Below are 19,191 nucleotides of genomic sequence, written 5' to 3'. Positions count from 1 at the left end.
CTTAACCTCGGCAATCCATCGTTGCCGTTCGTATTCGTTCATGTCGCTCACTCTGCCAATGTTGGCTAAAAAGATGTTACAGTTTCGTATTCCGTCAAAAAGTGCGGTTCCGTGTTTAGTGCCACTCCAATAGTTGGCTAATGGTGCATCGGCATTTTGGAAACCTTTGGCAATATTGAATATATCAGGATCAACATCTCTTATCGGGTCCATGTACCAAACCTCATCGCCACCATTAAATGCTATATTATTATTAAATAGCCCATTTTTGGGCATATATGAGTAACAGGTGAACAAAAACTTTTCTGCCGAACTTCGTAAGGTAAAAGCATTGTCAACAGTTGCTATATTATCCGGAACAATATCCAGATACTTTTTGCACGAGCATATTGTAGTAAATAAGCTTATCAGTATTATGATCTTTATATTTTTCATTTCTAATTTTTTAAAATCCAGCCTGTACACCAAAATTTATCACCCGCTGATTTGGATATTTAAGGCCATTGCCGCCCATTTCTATATCCCACAAATCAAATCCACTTAAGGTTGCCAGGTTAGTGCCGTTAACATACATGCGTAAGCTTGACATTTTGATTCTTTGTGATATTGTTTTAGGTAAAGTATAACCTACCTCAACCTGCTTTAAGCGTAAAAATGCTCCGTTACGCATAAACCAGGTACTCGATTGGGCATTATTTACATTATTTGCCGCATCGGGGCTTAACCTTGGCCACAAAGCATATAAGTTCCTGTTTGATTCCGACCAATGATCATCAGCATATACTTGCAATAACTGGTTAGAAAGTGTTGCACCCGGAAAATCAGTTGAGTTTTCACGATAAGATGTGAAAGGGGCAGTTGCGGTAGGGTCTATCCAGAAAGATGACCGTGCCGAACCCTGAAAAAATGCAGAGAAATCGAATGATTTATAGCTTGATGAAAAGCCAAAACCGTAAACTATTTCGGGGCTGGTTGGGAAACCAATAGGCACCTGATCGTCTATATTAATAACGCCATCGCCATTAACATCTCTGAATTTGATATCGCCGGCACGGGTAGGTGCTGTTCCAAAGTTTTGTGTAGGTGAGCTTCTAACTTCCTCATCGTCAACAAACAGGCGTTCGGCTATATAGCCCCACTTTTGATTAATTGGGTGGCCAACATGGTATGAGTAGGCGTATTTATATTGCGGCTCTTCATATGCCGAAAATAAATTATGCGCATAAGTAAAGTTACCCAGTATATTGAACGAAATGTCTTTACCTATATGGCTGTTATAGGTAAGGCTGATATCAACCGAATTTGATTTGGATTTACCAACATTGGCCTGTGGCGGCGAGCCCTCTAAGCCCATACTTGCGGGTATAGATGCTCTTGGCATCAGGATATTTGACCTGTGCTCTATAAAGTATTCGGCCGTAATATCCATTTTGCCAAATAAGGTCATTTCTAACCCGAACGTTGAATTACGGGCTGTTTCCCAAGTGATCTCGTTGTTATCATATCGCGCTACAGATATGCCATTCCTGGTATAGGTAGCATCAGTGCCAAATGCCGATGCGTAAGCCGCATCATTCATATTAACATTTGATAAATAGAAAAACCTATCGGTAGAGCTACCTATGGCATCATTTCCTACTAAACCATAATTGCCTCTTAGCTTAAATTTGTCTATCACCGATTTAAGTGGCTCCCAGAATTTTTCGTTAGAAACATACCAGGCTGCTCCAATCGATGGGAAAAAGCCAAAACGATGACTGGCAGAGAAACGTTCAGAACCATTATAACCGAAGTTAAACTCGGTAAAATAGCGGTTGTTGTACGCGTAAGTTACCCTGCCACCCAAAGTAACATTACGTGACGGTAACGATTGCAACAAAGTAGGGGAGTTGCCATTTGCCGAACTTTGCATCGTAAATAATAACAACCCTGTTACGGCATGCTTATTAAACGTACGGTTATAATTTGTAGCGGCTTCGCCATGAAACGTTGAGGATACCGTTGGCGTTCCGGGGTTATATCCAAGATAGTCGGTGCCGGTATCGGGGTTTATATCGTTTAAAATATAACTGTTGGTTATCTTATCGTAATTAGTAGGGCTCACATAAAAGGGTGTGTAGTTACGTGATACTGAGAAATTTGCCCTGCGGTTGGTATTTACCATCCCTCGGATGGAAAGGCCCTGGGTTATAATACCTGATAGATCCTGGTTTACTTCATACTGTGCACCCATTAATGATGACGATGAGGTTTGATAACCTTTAACCATATCGGCATAAGGATTAAGGTATTGGCCTTTATCCGAGTTACCAAACAAAATATGGTTAACACCCGTGTGTAAAGCGTCAGATTGATAATATGGCTGGAATAATACCGGATTGGTTTTTAGCATTTCCAAATAAAATGCCGAACCGCCACCTATTGGGCCTGTATACTCATCAAATGTACCAAACAAGCGTACCAAAGCCGTGGTTGACTTGGTGATCTTGATATTAACATTTGAACGCAACGAGTACGTTTTCATGTTAATATTGGTATTAAAGTTATTACGAGGGTCAACTTTTAAGTTACCATTATCCTGGTTAAGCGCCGATGCAATGTAATAGGTGGCTATCTGTCCGCCACCACCTAAATTAAAGTTTAAACGTTGATTATAAGTTTGCTTTGAAAACAAGGCATCTTTCCAGTTAACGGCCGGGTACATGCCTGGGTTTACACCCGATATGGTATTATCTATTTTTTGTTGCGAATACAATTCAGGTGCCAGCGGGTTCCGGGTTAATATGGCCTCGTTGTTTAAACGCATATAAGTAATTGGGTCGGCCAGTTTCAGGTCCCGCGTTGGCTCGGATAGTGAGTTTTCAAAGCGTACGCTTATTTTTGCCTTTCCTTCTTTTCCCTCTTTAGTAGTTACTAAAATAACACCATTCGCGCCGCGTGCACCGTAAATTGCGTTAGCGGTTGCATCTTTCATGATCGAAAAGGTGGCAATATCATCAACGTTGAGCCGGGCCAGTTCGGTAGTGGTATATTCCATACCATCTATTAAAATCAAAGGGTCTTTTTTATATCCAAAAGTTGTTGCGCCCCGTATAAAAAACTCAGCGTTATCTGCTCCCGGTTCACCGCTTCGCTGGTATGATATTACACCCGCAAGCCGGCCGGCCAGCGCTGTAGTAAGATTGCTTGAGGGTACCTTAAGTTCTGATGGGTTGATGGTAGTAATTGAACCAATAACCGATTCCTTTTTTTGCTTTCCGTAAGCAACAACAACCTCAACATCAGCTAATTGATTTTTTAATGGCTTTAAAACAACATTGATAACATGCCTGCCCTTTACCGGTATCTCTTGTACCGCGTATCCAACCATAGTATAAATCAATACTGCGTTTTCATCAGGTACATCTAAAATGTACTTACCGTTTAAATCAGTAGTGGTCCCTACGCTTTCTTTATATTTTACCTTTATTGAAACACCGGGTAAGGTTCCGGTTGAATCTGATACTGAACCTGTAATTTCAACCCCCTTTGCGGCAACATTAGCTACCGCTGTTTTAACTGGTGCGGGTTTATTAAAGATCAATATATAGTTATCCTTTTTTTGATAGATAAGATTGCGTGGTGTTAATAACAGGTCAAGCGTAGCAGCCACGGTGCGGTTAACTTTAGGTAAAGTTACATGGATATGATTTTGAATATCGGCAGATTTGTAAGCAAACCTGAAAGCAGTTGATTTTTCAATTTGTTTTAAAGCCGACTCCAGATTACTGTCTGATATTCCAAAACTTATGTTTGTTTCTGTAATGTTTTGGCCGCTTGCTGTATTCGCTATAACTATACTGCAACCCATCAGTAATATTGCGAATATCAATGTAGTATATCGCATAATGTATTTCAGGCTTTTAAGGTGTCGACAACACGTATTACTTTCTTTAAGTAATAATAAATTCATACTTTTAATTGGTTTTAAATGATTACCAAATCGGTTTGAGATCGCTGGGGTTCAGTTAATATTTGACGGTATGCTCTGAAACCCAATTTATATCGCTATGGTTTATACCATGGCGATATTTGTTTTAAGAATAGTTGTGGTACTTGCTAAGGCGGTAAACTCATCATAATTAAGGTTAGTTAGATTTATATAGTTTATTGGTATTGTTTAATAATTACTTCGTTACTTTTAAATGTGTACTTAAACCCATTTAAATCGCTCAATACGGCCAATACCTTTTGCAAGGATTCTTTTTTTAAGAAAGAAGCAGAAAAACGATTGTTTTTGTGGTGGTAGCTACCAATGGTGATCTTTGTACCATACCAACGGTTCATTATGGAAACAGCTTCGATAATGGTTACATTTTTAAATACCAGGTCGCCGTTTTTCCACGATATAATATCATGTACATCAATGGTATATTCATTAACATGCTTGGTGTTTAAATCGTAGTCGAGCTTATGGTCTGGTGTCAGTACACCAAGCTTTGAATTCCCCTCTACCACACTAACCTTACCACGTTCTACAGCCACACTTATTTTTTCGCCTTTATAAGCCGAGATATTAAATGCGGTGCCTAAAACTTGTGTGTTTACTGTAGCGGTGTGAACAATAAACGGGCGGGTAGCATCATGAGCTACATCAAAATAAGCTTCACCTTCAAGATATATCTCTCGTGTTTTCCCTGTAAAGGTTGATGGGTATCGTAATTTGCTATCGCCGTTCATATCAACTACCGTTCCGTCCGGAAACTTGATCTGGGCACGATGGCCCGATTGTACGGCGTATTCAGTATAGCTTATTTTTTGAGTTTTATTTAATTGTGAGATAAAGTAATATCCGGAAATGGCCAAACCGCAAAATAAGAAGAAGCACGCCACCAAACCCAATCGGTTTATTCTGAAAAATGGCTTAATTACAGGTTGGCTGTTTGAGGCGGTAAATCGGGGGTCGTTTAAAATATGATTATAAACCTCTCCTGATTCTATAAATAGGGGCTCGTTGCTTGTGCTTTTCCAAATTTTATCCATTGCCGCAAATAATGCAGTATCCGTTTCGGCAAGTTTAATAAGGGCCATTAACTCATCATAATCATCCCGATCGATGTTATTTTCGGCAAAACATACCAAAAGATGGTAAAGACGTTCTTCGCTCACAATAATGGTGTATTAGATTATATATTGGTTTCTACATACTAATACACTTCAGGTTAAAGTGTGGACTAGTTGAGCTGAACTTTTTATGAAAGGAGGCACCACGTTACGCAGAAACTTAGTATACACCACTTTTGTAGTTATTAATGCTACACATTTTTCTGCTGGCTACCAGTGCTCGGGTTGGCTTAATAGATCGGATAACGGCAACTGCCGCAAATAAAAGTACCCGTGCTTCTTATAGTCAGACAGTATGATACGTCTCAGCCGGCAACGGTAAGGTACTACCAATCGTTAGCGCCTGGCGCAAAGTTGGTGCTGATCCCCAATGCATCGCGCACTACAATGCATGATAACCCTGATGGGGGACAAGAAAGCGATAGGCGGTTTTTTAAGTGGGATAGATAAAGAGATGACCGCATTGTAGCATTGGATAACTTGTCAATTGCGAGGAACGAACTTTGGTGTACCATAAGCTACAAAAAGTGATGCAGCATAAACTCATAAGTGACATACCACAAAATAAATATGCTGGTATACGATTTACTAAATTGTACCCTCATGTTCTTTAATGCCTCAACCAAGTGGTTTTTTACAGTATTACGCGAAATATTTAGTTTGGTGGCTATCTCTTCATAAGTTAAACCTTCTTGTCTGCTCAGGCAAAAAACAGTTTGTTGTTGTTTTGGCAAATTTATGATGGATTGATTAGTGAAACACTCTAAGTCCGCCATTAAAATGGCTTCTTCCGTTTCGTTATGTGATTCATTAAAAGCAAGCCATAGTTTTTCTTGAGCCACCCTTGATATTGCGGTGTGGCGCAACATATTGAGGGTTAAACGCCGCGCTATTGTATACAAGTAGGGGCCTACCGGATAAGTATTATCAAGCTTTTGCCGGTTTACCCACAAGTTTAAGAAGGTTTCGGATACTATTTCTTCGCTTTGTTCCCGGTTTTTCAAAAAGCGGTAAGCAAAAGTGTAAATGCGGTTGCTGTAACGTTTGTATACTATACTAAATGCCTTTTCGTCACTATTAGATAACAGTAAAATAAGCTCGCTTTCTGAAGCCTGCAGTTGCATCATTAATATGTGTTTACAGTGTTGTATGTTTTTATAAAGCAATATGGCAGGCGCATAGTTGCTGTATAATTGGTCAGCACAATATTCACATAGTCTTATAATTATGATTAATGATAGTAAACAATTTATTAAGGAATTTTGGCAGAAAAGCTAATTCCCTAACCAGCTTATCTGGCAGTATAAGATATTGATTATTAGTAGCAAGTAGGGCAAGCTTAATCCAGCAATTATTTGGGGATTAGAGGAGATTTAATCCAGGTAAACTATGGTTATGTATTCGTGATCTTTTAGCAGGGATAATAATTAACATATTGTGAAAACGAATAAATTATTCGCATCGGGTTGATCCTCTTTTTATTAAGGTTGATTTAAGGATGAGGGTTTCATTAGACTCAAAATATTTTTTATCTAATATCTTAAATAAAATTGTTGCCGCTTCTTTTCCCATTTCAAATGCCGGTTGTGTAATTGTGGTTAGCGATGGGTTTAAAAGTGGTGCAGTTTTAAGATTAGAAAAACTAATGATCTTTACATCAGCAGGGATGTTCAAATTAAGGTCTTTACAAGCGTAATAACAGGGTAAGGCAAGCTCTTCTATAGATGAAATAATACCGTCGGGCTTTTCTGTGATGAGGAGTTTCTTAATTTGTTGATAATTTTCATCATCATCCGTACAGTCAGCCATTATTAATTCGTTCTTGTAAGCTATGTCATTATCATTTAGTGCCGCTGTATAGCCGTCTATTCGTTTTTTTCCTGTTTCAAGATTGCTTAACCCCATTAAGTATGCAATTTTTTTACAGCCACAATCAATTAAGTGGAGGGTAGCATTATAAGTGCTTTCATAATCATCGGTTGTTATTTTAACAGCATCAATATCTTTAAATACCCGGTCAAAAAAAATAACAGGGATATCTTTTATTATTTCTTTAAAAAGTTGATTATCGTCTGTTTCTTTTGATATTGAGATCAAAATTCCGTCAACCCGACCACTTAATAATCTTTGGATAAACGCGATTTCGGTTTCGCTGTTTTCATGTGTTTGATAGATCAATACATGATAGTCGCGCGTACGTGCAATTTCTTCGATCCCATTAATGGCCTGCGAAAAAAAATTATTGGCTACTTCCGGAATAATTACTGCTATGGTTTTGCTTTTTTGGCTGCGTAAATTACTGGCCGAAGGGTTGGGCTCATAATTCAATTTTTTAGCCATAGCCCAAACCTTTTGTTTGGTTTCGGTACTAATTTCATAGCTATCCCTTAGGGCCCTTGATACAGTGGCGGCTGATAAATTTAACTCCAGGGCAAGTTTTTTAATATTAATACCACTCATGTAGATATCTGTGTTTAAAGTTTAATTGGCCTACTAATATAATGTTTACGTAAACGTTTACGTAAATAAATGCATATGTGTTAAGCCGACATGTAATAAAATTTTTACAATTTCGGTAACGCAAACCAATAAGACCAATAAAAACGCACTAAAAAAAAGTCGGACAATTTAGCTGTTTGATGATATGTGCGATTGCCAATTATTTAATGAACCAATGAAACTAATTCTTAACCAATTTAAAAACCAAGTTTATGAGTACACATCGACAAAAACCATTAAAGAGTAAAGGCCTGCCGGGCATTATACTCTTATTATTGTTGTTATTTTCTTTTAGTTATACCCAGGCCCAAACCGGCAATATTAAAGGGTATGTAAAAGATGCACAAGGTAACGGTATTCCCGGAGTTACCGTATTGGTAAAAGGTACTAGTAAAGCAACATCAACCGATGTTAACGGGGCATATACCATAGCCGCGGTAAAAGGGGATGTTTTAACATTTCGTTCCGTTGGTTATGCGCTAAAAGAAGTTATCGTTAGCGGATCTTCCAGTATTAATGTCAGTTTAGTGGATGCCACTACTGGTTTGAATGAGGTTGTGGTAGTGGGTTACGGTACAAGCAGCCGTAAAACCTTATCAAGTTCTATCACCACAGTTAAACCCGAAGATTTGAACAAGGGGGCTATTGCCGATGTTGGTCAATTGCTTCAGGGTAAGGTTGCGGGGCTTAACATTACCGCAAGCGGTGATCCTAATAAACCCGCTGCCGTTATTTTACGTGGTGCCTCAACCATAAACAGCCCGGGTGCGCCATTTTACGTTATTGATGGAATACCCGGTGCCGATATTACTGCAGTTGCACCCGCCGATATAGCATCGATTGATGTATTGAAAGATGCCGCCGCTACGGCTATTTATGGTAACCGTGCTTCCAGTGGTGTTATTATTGTAACCACCAGACGCGGTAAAAAAGGTACACCGCAAGTAACGTATAGCGGTTATGTGGCCCAGGAAAAAGTTAGTAGTAAACTTAACCTGATGAGTGCCGACCAACTACGGTCGTATGTTACTTCTAACGGTTCGGCATTTTCGCCGAATGATGATATTAGCGCAGGTAATATCAATACCGACTGGATGGCAACCATTAACCGCTCTTCGGGTTTTTCGCACAATCACAATATTTCATTTAGCGGAGGGGGAGAGCATAATACTTACAGTGCCAGCCTTAACTATTTGAAAAAAGATGGTATTTTATCAGCAAGTTCGCTTGAGCGTGTAATTGGCCGTTTAAATATCGATCAATATGCGCTAAATGATAAAGTTAAATTTAGCTTAGGCTTATCTAACGCAAATAGTACTGCAAACAACGAGCCTTTGCAAAACATAGTGTTGTTGCAGGCAGCTAAGCGCTTACCTATTTCGCCAATATACAATGCTGATGGTAGCTATTTTGAAAACCTGGGTACCACAGGTTATTTTAACCCAATGGCGATAGTTGGTAATTCGCAAGATCAAACAAAATATACTACAACAATGGCCTCTTTTAATACGCAGGTTAAGTTACCGTTTGATTTAACGTACAATGTAAACCTCTCGTATCAAAAAACATCAGCCTTGCATGGCGAGTTTTACAGCAGCTACTTTAGCAAATATCCTACATCAAACTTTTATAACAACCCCGATCCGGGAGTTGGTATAGCGCACACCTTAATAGGTTCGTTGTTTGGTTCAAATGGATCAGCCTTACGTAGCGATTACGAAAACACCAACAAAATACTCGAGACTTTCCTTACATGGAATAAATCCTTTGGTGATCATTCAATCACCGCGGTGCTGGGTTATTCGTATCAAAACAATATTAACGGTGATGGTTTAACTTCATCAAGTACAAATTTCCCTACCGATAACCTTGGTTTTCAAAACCTATCCCTGGGTAATCCATACGCAATCTCTACATACCGTATCAACGTCGGCTCCGATAAGACTTATGGCGAAACGCTATTGATATCTGATTTTTTCAGGGTTAACTATAGCTATAAAGATAAATACCTGTTGCAAGGTTCTATCAGGAGAGATGGTAGTTCGGTATTTGGTACAAATAACAGTTGGGGAAATTTTCCGTCAATTGGTGTAGCATGGAGAATCAGCGAAGAAAGTTTCATGAAAAAGCAATCATTTATTTCTGATTTGAAACTGCGTGCCAGTTATGGTGAAACCGGTAATTCGTCAGGTATTGGTCCATATACTGGTCAATTGCTATATGGTGCAGCGGGCACCTATTATAATAATGGTGTACAAGCCGGAGCTTACGGGCCAATACAAGGTCAAAATCCAGATCTAAAGTGGGAAACAACTACAAGTACCAATATAGGTCTTGATTTTGGTATCCTACACGGCAAACTTTCGGGCTCTGTTGATATTTATAACAAAAATACAAGCGGTATGCTATTTGGCGTTTCAGTATCACCGTCATTAGTTCCGGGCGGTTTTATCTACGCAAATGGCGGTAGTATTAATAACAAAGGTATCGAGGTTGTGTTAAATGCTAATCCGATAGCTAAAAAGGGTTTCAACTGGTCATCGTCATTTAATTTAGCCTATAATAAAAATGAGGTAACGGGTCTTCAAAGCCTTTATGGTAATAGCGATATGACCCTGTATTCTGATCCGGAAGGTGCAGGTCAAACCAATGCTACTTTGCAAGTGTTAAAAGTAGGGCAGCCGCTTGGCGAATTCTATAGCTTGAAATATGCTGGTAAGAATGCTACAGGCCAGTCGCTTTTCTATAAAGCCGATGGTACCACTACCACCGCGCCAGCTATCAAAACCGATTACTTTTATTTAGGCAGTCCGCAACCATCTGTGTTGATGGGTTGGAGCAATACCTTTAATTACAAAAGGTTTGATTTAAGCTTCTTCTTCAGAGGATCTTTTGGTGGAAAAATATTTGATGCCACACGTGCCGATCTATCTAATGTTTCGGCCGCTACCATCAACAATATATTGGTAAGTGCCGGAGACGATAAAATTACAGATATCAAAAACTCTTACTATTCTGACAGGTATCTGGAAAGTGGATCATACGTTCGTTTGGATAACGCTACACTTGGGTATACCATTAAAAACCCTTTTACTAACGTAAGCAATATCAGGATGTATTTTACTGCTAATAATGTATTTACTCTTACAGGTTATAAAGGTATTGATCCTGAAATAAATCAGGGAGGTGTTTCTCCGGGTATTGATTACAATAATTTTTACCCTAAAACCCGCACTTTGTTAGTTGGTTTTAACATATCGTTTTAAAATAAATAGTTAAAAGACATGAAAAATATAATTTTAAGGATATTGAGCATGGTAGCTGTTGTCGGCATCATCTCATCCTGCCAAAAAATCAACGTGGCTGTTACCTCAGAGATAACGCCAGATAGCTACCCCAAAACTGATGCTCAGTTCACTTCGGTAGAGGGACCAGTTTTTGTTGCACTTCGTGCAGATTATGCGGTATCTTATTGGTTTTTGCAAAGCTGCTCGAGTGATGAGGCTGTTTTACCTACTTTTGGCCCTAACTGGATTGACGGTAATAAGTATGTAGAATTGCACCGCCATACCTGGACAAAAGATAATGCCTGGGTAGCGGCATCATGGACTTACCTTTCTAATATGATTGGTACGGCAAACCAAACCATATCAGTTATCCGAGCTTCGGCACCTGCCGGTGCTGCAAAAAGCACAAGTTTGGCCGAATTGAAAACCGTTCGTGCATTAGCCTATTTTTATATGATGGATTCGTTTGGTAACGTACCATTGGATACACTGTATGGCAGCACTATTGTAAATACCAATGCGCCACGTAAAGAGGTATTTAGCTTTGTAGAGAGCGAATTGAAGGCTGCAATCCCGTATCTGAAAGCGCCAAGCACTGCAACTTATGGGTTACCAACTAAATATCTGGCTCAAGCTATACTGGCTAAAATGTATTTAAATGCCGCAGTTTATACAGGTACTGCACGTTATGACGACTGTATCACCGCATGTGATCAAATCATCAATTCAGGTGTATATTCAATAGAACCTATGGCTACTTACCTGCAACAGTTTTACCCAACAAACGGCGCATCGCAAAAGGAATTTATTTTTGCGATACCTTATGACGCGTCGACAACCAGTGGTAATATGTTTTTCGCCCGTTATGATCTGAACCGTAACCTGGGTATCCGTTATGCATATTCTGGCTCTACAGCTGGTGGATATACCGATCCGGTGATGAACCAAGATAAAAACAATGGTTTAGCTAACAACCAGCCAAGTGGCCCTCGTATGACAACCGCAGAGTATTATGCTAATTTTGATGACGCTAACGACATCCGTAATAAACAATGGTTAACAGGCCAGCAATACTGGCAAGATGGAACACCTATTAGGGTGGCCACTACCAATCTGGGCTATAATCAGTTTTATAATTCTGGTAGTCCAACAACGTCATACGTTTATCCATTAGTAATTACTCCGCTTACATCAAGTTCAGTTCGTGCAGGTACAGGTTCAAACTTTGATTTGGGTAACGATGAAATTGCCTGGAATATTGGTATCCGTAATATTAAATTTCTTCCAGATTATACTAACACTATCAGCAGGAACCAAAATAATGATATTCCGTTGTTCCGTTACTCAGATATTATCCTGATGAAAGCTGAAGCAATTTTACGTGGCGGTACCGCAACTTTGGGTGCAACACCTTTAAGCCTTGTAAATCTAATTAAAGCAAACCGCACTACTACAGCAGCTTTAGGAAGCATCGATCTGAATGGTATTTACAGTGAGCGCTGCAAGGAACTTGCATGGGAAAACTGGCATCGTAATGATATGATCAGGTTTGGTAAATTTGAAACCACCTATGGTATAGGTAAAACAGATGCCGACCCTAACCATCGTCTATTCCCTATACCAAGCACTGCAATGGCTACCAATTCAAAACTGGTGCAAAATCCAGGTTATAACTAAAGTATCTTAGTATATCAAACTTATTAATATCCCCCTGTACTACGGGGGGATATTTAACATAGTTATCTGCATTTAAAAGCATAGTTTTAATACAGCTGTTTCTATTAACAAATAATATGAAGTCAATATCCCTGTTTATCGTTTTTATACTTGTTGCCGGTTTTACTTTTGCTCAAACAAGGGTTTATAACATCAATAATTACGGAGCTAAAGCCGACGGGAAAACCGATAATACCACAGCAATACAAACGGCTATTGATAAAGCTTCTGCAAATGGTGGTGGCATAGTGTTAGTACCTGCCGGTAAATTTGTAACCGGGGTAATTAATTTGAAATCAGATGTAGAATTGCATCTGGCTTTAAATGCTGTACTTATGGCAACCACAAAACGGATTGATTACGGCCCCGAAAAAGCATCAGCTCTAATTAATGCTAACGACCAGCATCATATAGCTATAACAGGCAAAGGTACTATTGACGGGCGTGGAGAAGCCTTGCTAAAAGATATTTACCGCATGCTCAATAACGGAACATTACAAGACCCGGAATGGAAAACCTATAATGACTGGCACCAGATGCGGCCCGCGGAAGATAACAGGCCTAAACTTATCCTGTTTAAAAATTGTGACAAGATTACTATTAAAAATGTTACTATAAAAAATGGCTTGTGCTGGATACAAGACTACCGAAGCTGTACCAATATGATTATTGACAGTATTAAAGTTTTAAGCAATACGTTTTTAAATAATGATGGTATTGATTTGGTTGATTGTAAAAATGTAAAACTTACTAATAGCTTCTTTAATGTTGCCGACGACGGTATTTGTTTAAAATCGTATGACCCACATGGTTTGTGCGAAAATATTTATATAGCCAATTGCAGGGTACGGTCAAGCGCCAGCGCACTCAAATTAGGTACAGGCTCGTTCGGTGGGTTTAAAAATATTAAAGTAAGAAATATATACGTATACGATACCTACCGCTCTGCCATCGCGTTAGAAACTGTAGATGGGGGTTTGCTTCAGGATATTGATATACGCAACATAACTGCAAAAAATACAGGTAATGCCATTTTTATGCGTTTAGGTAAACGCAATAAAAATGCAGCGCCGGGGCAATTACATAGCGTGTATATTGGTAATGTTAAGGTTGAGGTACCAGCAGGTAAGCCGGATGCCGGTTACCAAATGGACGGTCCGCCAGAACCATTTCCGCACAATGTCTTTCCATCGTCAATTACAGGCATACCTGGCTACCATGTTCAGGATATTACACTCGAAAACATTGAAATAAATTACGCCGGCGGTGCAAAAAAACAACGGGCTAATTTTAATGCCGATACTTTGGAAAGGATACCAGAGAGAATTGCGAATTATCCTGAATTTTCCATGTTTGGCGAACTACCCGCATGGGGATTTTATGTAAGGCATGCCGATGGAATAAAAATGAAAAACATTAAACTAAGTTACGCCGGTACCGATTTTCGTACAGCATGTATTTTTGATGATGTGAACGGACTGAAGCTTGAGGGCATTCATATTACAAAAGCAGAAACATTACCGGTAATGATACTAAATAAAGTAACTAACCCATCGGTACAAAAAATGCAATTACCTGTAAACGCTAAAAAAGCGATCCGAATGCAATAGATTAATCGGCTCATCTGTGTAAACGTTTACGTAAATAAATTATAAGAGGTGATTAACATCATCACAATTTTTTTTTGAATTTTATTATTCGATATATAAACCAAATACATGAATCATCTATCAACCAGCGATTATATAGTTTTTCTTATCTATTTTATCATAGTATCTGGTTACGGGTATTGGGTGTACCGTCAAAAAAAAGCGAAAACTACTGATACTAAAGACTATTTTTTAGCCGAAGGATCGCTAACATGGTGGGCAATTGGTGCATCCATTATTGCATCAAACATCTCATCCGAGCATTTTATTGCCATGTCTGGCTCTGGCTTTGCGATGGGATTGGCTATAGCCAGTTACGAGTGGATGGCCGCCGCAACCTTAATTATTGTGGCTGTGTTTTTTCTGCCTATCTACATCAAAAACAAAATATATACCATGCCTCAATTTTTGTCGGGCAGGTATAACAATACGGTTAGTACGCTAATGGCTGTTTTTTGGCTATTGGTTTATGTGTTTGTAAACTTAACCTCCATTTTCTTTTTAGGAGGATTGGCTATCGAAACCATTACCGGTATTTCGCTTAATGTATGCGTGGTTGGCCTGGCCATATTTGCAGTAATCATAACCCTTGGCGGAATGAAAGTTATTGGCTACACCGATGTTGTACAGGTTTTTGTACTGGTTATGGGTGGGCTCATAACCTGCTACATGGCATTGCAACTGGTATCGGCCAAATTGGGTGGTAAGGTAGTGTTAGATGCATTGCCGATACTGCGGAGCCAGGCAAGTGACCATTTCCACATGATATTCCATAAAGGAGATAAATTTTACAGTGAACTTCCCGGTTTAGCAGTACTTGTAGGGGGCTTATGGATAAACAATTTAAATTATTGGGGTTGTAATCAATATATTGTACAAAGAGCCCTTGGCGCCGATCTTAAAACCGGTCGCAGTGGGCTAATATTTGCAGCTTTCCTTAAGTTGTTGATACCTGTAATTGTTGTCATACCGGGTATTGCGGCGTACGTTTTGTATCAGCATGGTTATTTCCATACCGAAATGATGGATGCTTCAGGGCATGTAAAGCCAGATCACGCTTATCCTGTATTAATGAATTTATTGCCAACCGGTTTAAAGGGCCTCGCATTTGCTGCCCTTACAGCCGCTATAGTAGCCTCACTTGCGGGTAAGTGTAATAGCATAGCCACTATTTTCACGCTTGATATTTATAAAAAATTTATCAATACCGGAGCTTCAGAAAAACGGATGGTTAATGTGGGGCGTTGGTCGGTTATTCTGTCATCTTTGATCGCCATTATTATCGCGCCACAGTTACGCAGTTTCGACCAGGTTTACCAGTTTATACAAGAGTACGTAGGCTTTATTTCGCCGGGAGTATTTGCCATATTTTTATTGGGTTTCTTCTGGAAAAAAACAACTTCAAGGGCGGCGCTTACTGCCGCCTTGCTCACCATTCCGTTATCCACATTGTTTAAGTTTTTACCCGAGGTAAGTAGGGGAACTATTGAGCCTATTCCATTTTTAAACCGTATGTCGTGGGTATTCTGCATCATCATCGGTATAATGGTTGTAGTTACCTTAACCGATCCAAAAAGCAAGAACAATCCACAAGGGCTCGAAATTGATAAAAGTATGTTTAAGGTTACGCCCGCGTTTACCGTAGCATCGGTTGTAATATGTGGTATTCTGGCGGCGCTTTACACTGTTTTTTGGTAAAATTTAGAGTACAGATTATTAATACATAAATACATTTGATATGAAAGAGTTAAGTAAAGAAGAGATGTCGCCATTATCAAGCCTTGAGGTATGGGATGATGATGTATTAAAACGGTACCCAGAAGCCGGGCCTGCTAAAACTAAAGACGAGTTTAGAAACTATGATAATGCCGAAGATAATCCGGTTAGGACGTTTTACAGGTTAAATCATCAATACCAAACTTATGATAATGTGCTGGCTAAGAAAGCTAACTTTTTAAAGTTTGATAAAAAGGAAATGCCGTGGTGGGGTGCAATGGAATATTTAAATACCCTTGTTGATGATTCTGACCCGGATACTTCTTTAGATCAGTTACAGCACTTATTACAAACAGCCGAGGCCATACGTGCCGACGGGCATCCCGATTGGTTTGTATTAACCGGTTTTATACATGACCTGGGTAAGGTACTTTGTTTGTTTGGCGAACCGCAATGGAACGTAGTCGGCGATTCATTCCCCGTGGGATGCAAGTTTTCGGATAAGATAGTTTACCCCGAGTTTTTTGCTGCTAATCCGGATAACGATGATGAACGATACAATACCAAATATGGAGTATACTCGCACCAATGCGGGTTAGATAACGTACACATGTCGTGGGGGCACGATGAGTACCTGTACCATTTAACAAAAAACTATTTACCCGAACCGGCTTTATATATGATGCGATATCATTCCTTTTATTCGCAACACCGGGAGAATGCTTACGACCATTTGTTAAATGCCCATGATAAGGAAATGTTTAAATGGGTAGATAAATTTAACCCTTACGACCTTTATTCCAAAAGCCCTAAACCGCCTGTAGTATCGGAGTTAAAACCATATTATGAGGATTTAATTGCCAAATATTTACCACCTACGGTTAAGCTTTGATATAATTGCATGCGAAGATGTTTTGTTTTTAAACCGGCTTTACAAATAGGTTTCTTTGTATCCGTGTTATTGTTATTCACGGTTAAGGGGCGGGCACAATACCATCAGTATATTGATCCTTTAATTGGGTCTGAGGGGTCGGGTAATGTTTTCATAGGCCCATCGTGCCCTTACGGGATGGTGAAGCCCGGGCCAGATTGTAATAAGGCGGCCAACAATGGGTATTCTCCCGATAAGGATAAACCAATTTATGGCTTCAGCCAGATCCATGTCAGTGGTACAGGCGGCGGGCCTAAATATGGGAATGTATCTGTAATGCCTTTTAATGGCACTGAAGGTAGTAGCATTAAACAAGAATCGTTACGTGATAACGAAATAGCTAAAGCAGGCTATTACAGCGTGCTGCTAAAAAAATGGAACATTAAAACCGAAATTACCACCTCGCCTAAAGTTGCTTTTTATCGCTTTGTATTCGATAAAAAAAACAATAAAGCTGTTAAAATTGATGGCGGTGAGTTTTTAGGCGAAAAGGCCATACCCGATTATCGCGAAGCTCAGCAATTTGTGGGGTCAGAGATCCAGATTTTATCAAATACCGAAGTAAGTGGTTATACTAAAATACGTGGAGGCTGGAATAATGGCGCTGCTTATACTGTTTATTTCCATGTGGTATTTAATCATCCATTCAAAAAGTTTAGCACCTGGAAAGGTGAGCAATTATTTACCGGGAAAAACACACAGGTTGATGAAGGTAAAAAAACAGGCGCCCAGCTTTTTTTTGATGCTCTGCAAACCGATACCCTCGAAATGAAGGTAGGGATATCATATGTCAGCACTTTAAAGGCAAAGCAAAATATTGATACTGAAATACCACATTGGAGTTTTGAAAAAACCGTGAACGAAACCCGTGCACGCTGGGACGATCTGTTAAAAAGAATTGAGATTGATAATGATGCCGCCCTATCGCAAAAAACAATGTTCTATACCGCATTGTACCATACCATGCTTATGCCGGTTGATCGTACCAATGAAAATCCCTTATGGGAAAACGGTACGCCTTATTATGATGATTTTTATGCCATTTGGGATACTTTCCGGTCATCGCACCCACTAATTACTTTAATAAATGAATCGCGGCAGGTTGATATTATAAATGCCTTGCTACAAATTTATCAGCACGATGGTTATCTGCCCGATGCAAGGAGCGGTAACAGTAATGGCCGTACGCAGGGAGGTTCAAACGCCGAAGTTTTAATTGCCGATGCCTATGTTAAAAAGCTAAAAGGAATTAACTATAGTCAGGCATTAGAAGCCATGCTGAAAGATGCCACAGTACCGCCCGGCGACAACGAGGAAAAAGAGGGCCGTGGTGGCTTAACCGATTATAACTCGTTAGGATATGTGAGCAACAGGTTTGTAAGGGCCGGTAACCGAACGGTAGAATATGCTTATGATGATTATTGCCTGGCTACAGTAGCCCACGGCCTTAACCGGCAAGGAGAATACCGCAGATTTTTAGGCCAAAGCAACAATTGGCAAAATCTGTGGCGGCCAATTGAAGATAATGGTAGCAAAGGCTTTATTATGCCTAAAGATGCCTCGGGCAAATGGATAGATAGTATACAGTGTGATGTAAGCAATGGCAAAGCTAACTATATACCCTATACACCTTTGGCGCAAGACTGGCCTGTTTGTGTATGCTGGTGGTGTGGTTTTTTTTATGAGGCCAGCAGTTGGGAATATTCGTTATACGTACCGCATGATGTAGCCGCTTTAATAAAAAACTGTGGCGGCAACGGTGCTTTTGAACGGCGTTTAAATACATTATTTGATAAGGGCTTGTACAATGTAGGTAACGAACCCTCATTTTTATCGCCCAATTTATACCATTGGATTGGTCGGCCTGATCTGAGCAGCGTCCGGATCAGGGAAATAATCAATAAAAACTATAATGCATCCCGCAGTGGTATTCCCGGTAACGATGATAGCGGTGCTATGTCATCATGGCTGGCTTTTCATTTAATAGGCATTTACCCTAATGCCGGGCAATCCTATTATCTCATCAATGCGCCCGCGTTTAAACAAACGCTTATCCATCAGGAAAACGGCAATGGCTTTAGTATAAAAGCGATCGGTTTGTCGGATAAAAAATGTTACATACAGTCGGCTACACTCAATGGTAAGCCATTTAACCAATCGTGGATTGAGCATAGCGATATTGCAAATGGCGGCGAACTGGTATTACAAATGGCGGCAAAACCATCGGGATGGGGGAGTGTAGTATTACCACCATCTGCATCTGCTGATCATAATTAAATACTAAACTGTT

The 19,191-nt window shown here is 39.7% G+C and carries 10 protein-coding genes and 1 pseudogene; 6 read left to right on the top strand and 5 right to left on the bottom strand.

Annotation, left to right across the window (positions count from 1 at the left end):
* The 5 genes and pseudogenes from ABIN91_RS09895 to ABIN91_RS09875 form a co-directional block, all read right to left on the bottom strand.
* A pseudogene (locus tag ABIN91_RS09895) lies at window positions 1-435 on the bottom strand (RagB/SusD family nutrient uptake outer membrane protein); the annotation flags it as partial.
* A 10-nt stretch (window positions 436-445) separates the two neighbouring features.
* Window positions 446-3,886, bottom strand: a complete 3,441-nt coding sequence (locus ABIN91_RS09890; RefSeq protein WP_348050933.1) for a TonB-dependent receptor — start codon at window positions 3,884-3,886, stop codon at window positions 446-448.
* A 260-nt stretch (window positions 3,887-4,146) separates the two neighbouring features.
* Window positions 4,147-5,148, bottom strand: coding sequence for a FecR family protein (locus ABIN91_RS09885; RefSeq protein WP_348050932.1), 1,002 nt, complete (start codon window positions 5,146-5,148; stop codon window positions 4,147-4,149).
* A gap of 473 nt (window positions 5,149-5,621) precedes the next feature.
* Entirely contained in the window at window positions 5,622-6,230 is a 609-nt protein-coding gene (locus ABIN91_RS09880; protein WP_348050931.1) for an RNA polymerase sigma-70 factor, read from the bottom strand.
* Between the two features lie 325 nt (window positions 6,231-6,555).
* Window positions 6,556-7,563 (bottom strand): LacI family DNA-binding transcriptional regulator, encoded by a 1,008-nt coding sequence (locus ABIN91_RS09875; protein ID WP_348050930.1) that lies wholly within the window; start codon window positions 7,561-7,563, stop codon window positions 6,556-6,558.
* Window positions 7,564-7,814: 251 nt separating this feature from the next.
* On the opposite strand from ABIN91_RS09875, the gene ABIN91_RS09870 reads away from it, so the two are divergent.
* From ABIN91_RS09870 to ABIN91_RS09845, 6 genes are all read left to right on the top strand, one after another.
* Window positions 7,815-10,868, top strand: a complete 3,054-nt coding sequence (locus ABIN91_RS09870; RefSeq protein ID WP_348050929.1) for a TonB-dependent receptor — start codon at window positions 7,815-7,817, stop codon at window positions 10,866-10,868.
* Window positions 10,869-10,886: 18 nt separating this feature from the next.
* On the top strand, window positions 10,887-12,566 hold the full coding sequence (locus ABIN91_RS09865; protein ID WP_348050928.1) for a RagB/SusD family nutrient uptake outer membrane protein: 1,680 nt from the start codon (window positions 10,887-10,889) through the stop codon (window positions 12,564-12,566).
* 116 nt (window positions 12,567-12,682) lie between these two features.
* Window positions 12,683-14,215 (top strand): glycosyl hydrolase family 28 protein, encoded by a 1,533-nt coding sequence (locus ABIN91_RS09860; RefSeq protein WP_348050927.1) that lies wholly within the window; start codon window positions 12,683-12,685, stop codon window positions 14,213-14,215.
* 108 nt (window positions 14,216-14,323) lie between these two features.
* Window positions 14,324-15,952, top strand: a complete 1,629-nt coding sequence (locus ABIN91_RS09855) for a sodium/sugar symporter (RefSeq protein WP_348050926.1) — start codon at window positions 14,324-14,326, stop codon at window positions 15,950-15,952.
* A gap of 40 nt (window positions 15,953-15,992) precedes the next feature.
* Window positions 15,993-16,862, top strand: a complete 870-nt coding sequence (locus ABIN91_RS09850) for an inositol oxygenase family protein (protein WP_348050925.1) — start codon at window positions 15,993-15,995, stop codon at window positions 16,860-16,862.
* A 9-nt stretch (window positions 16,863-16,871) separates the two neighbouring features.
* Complete coding sequence (locus ABIN91_RS09845) at window positions 16,872-19,178, top strand: GH92 family glycosyl hydrolase (protein ID WP_348050924.1); 2,307 nt, start codon at window positions 16,872-16,874, stop codon at window positions 19,176-19,178.
* The last annotated feature ends 13 nt before the right edge of the window (window positions 19,179-19,191 follow it).

The organism is Mucilaginibacter sp., from assembly GCF_039921305.1.
Classification (GTDB): Bacteria; Bacteroidota; Bacteroidia; order Sphingobacteriales; family Sphingobacteriaceae; genus Mucilaginibacter.
This window is presented reverse-complemented; position numbering and strand designations above follow the sequence as displayed.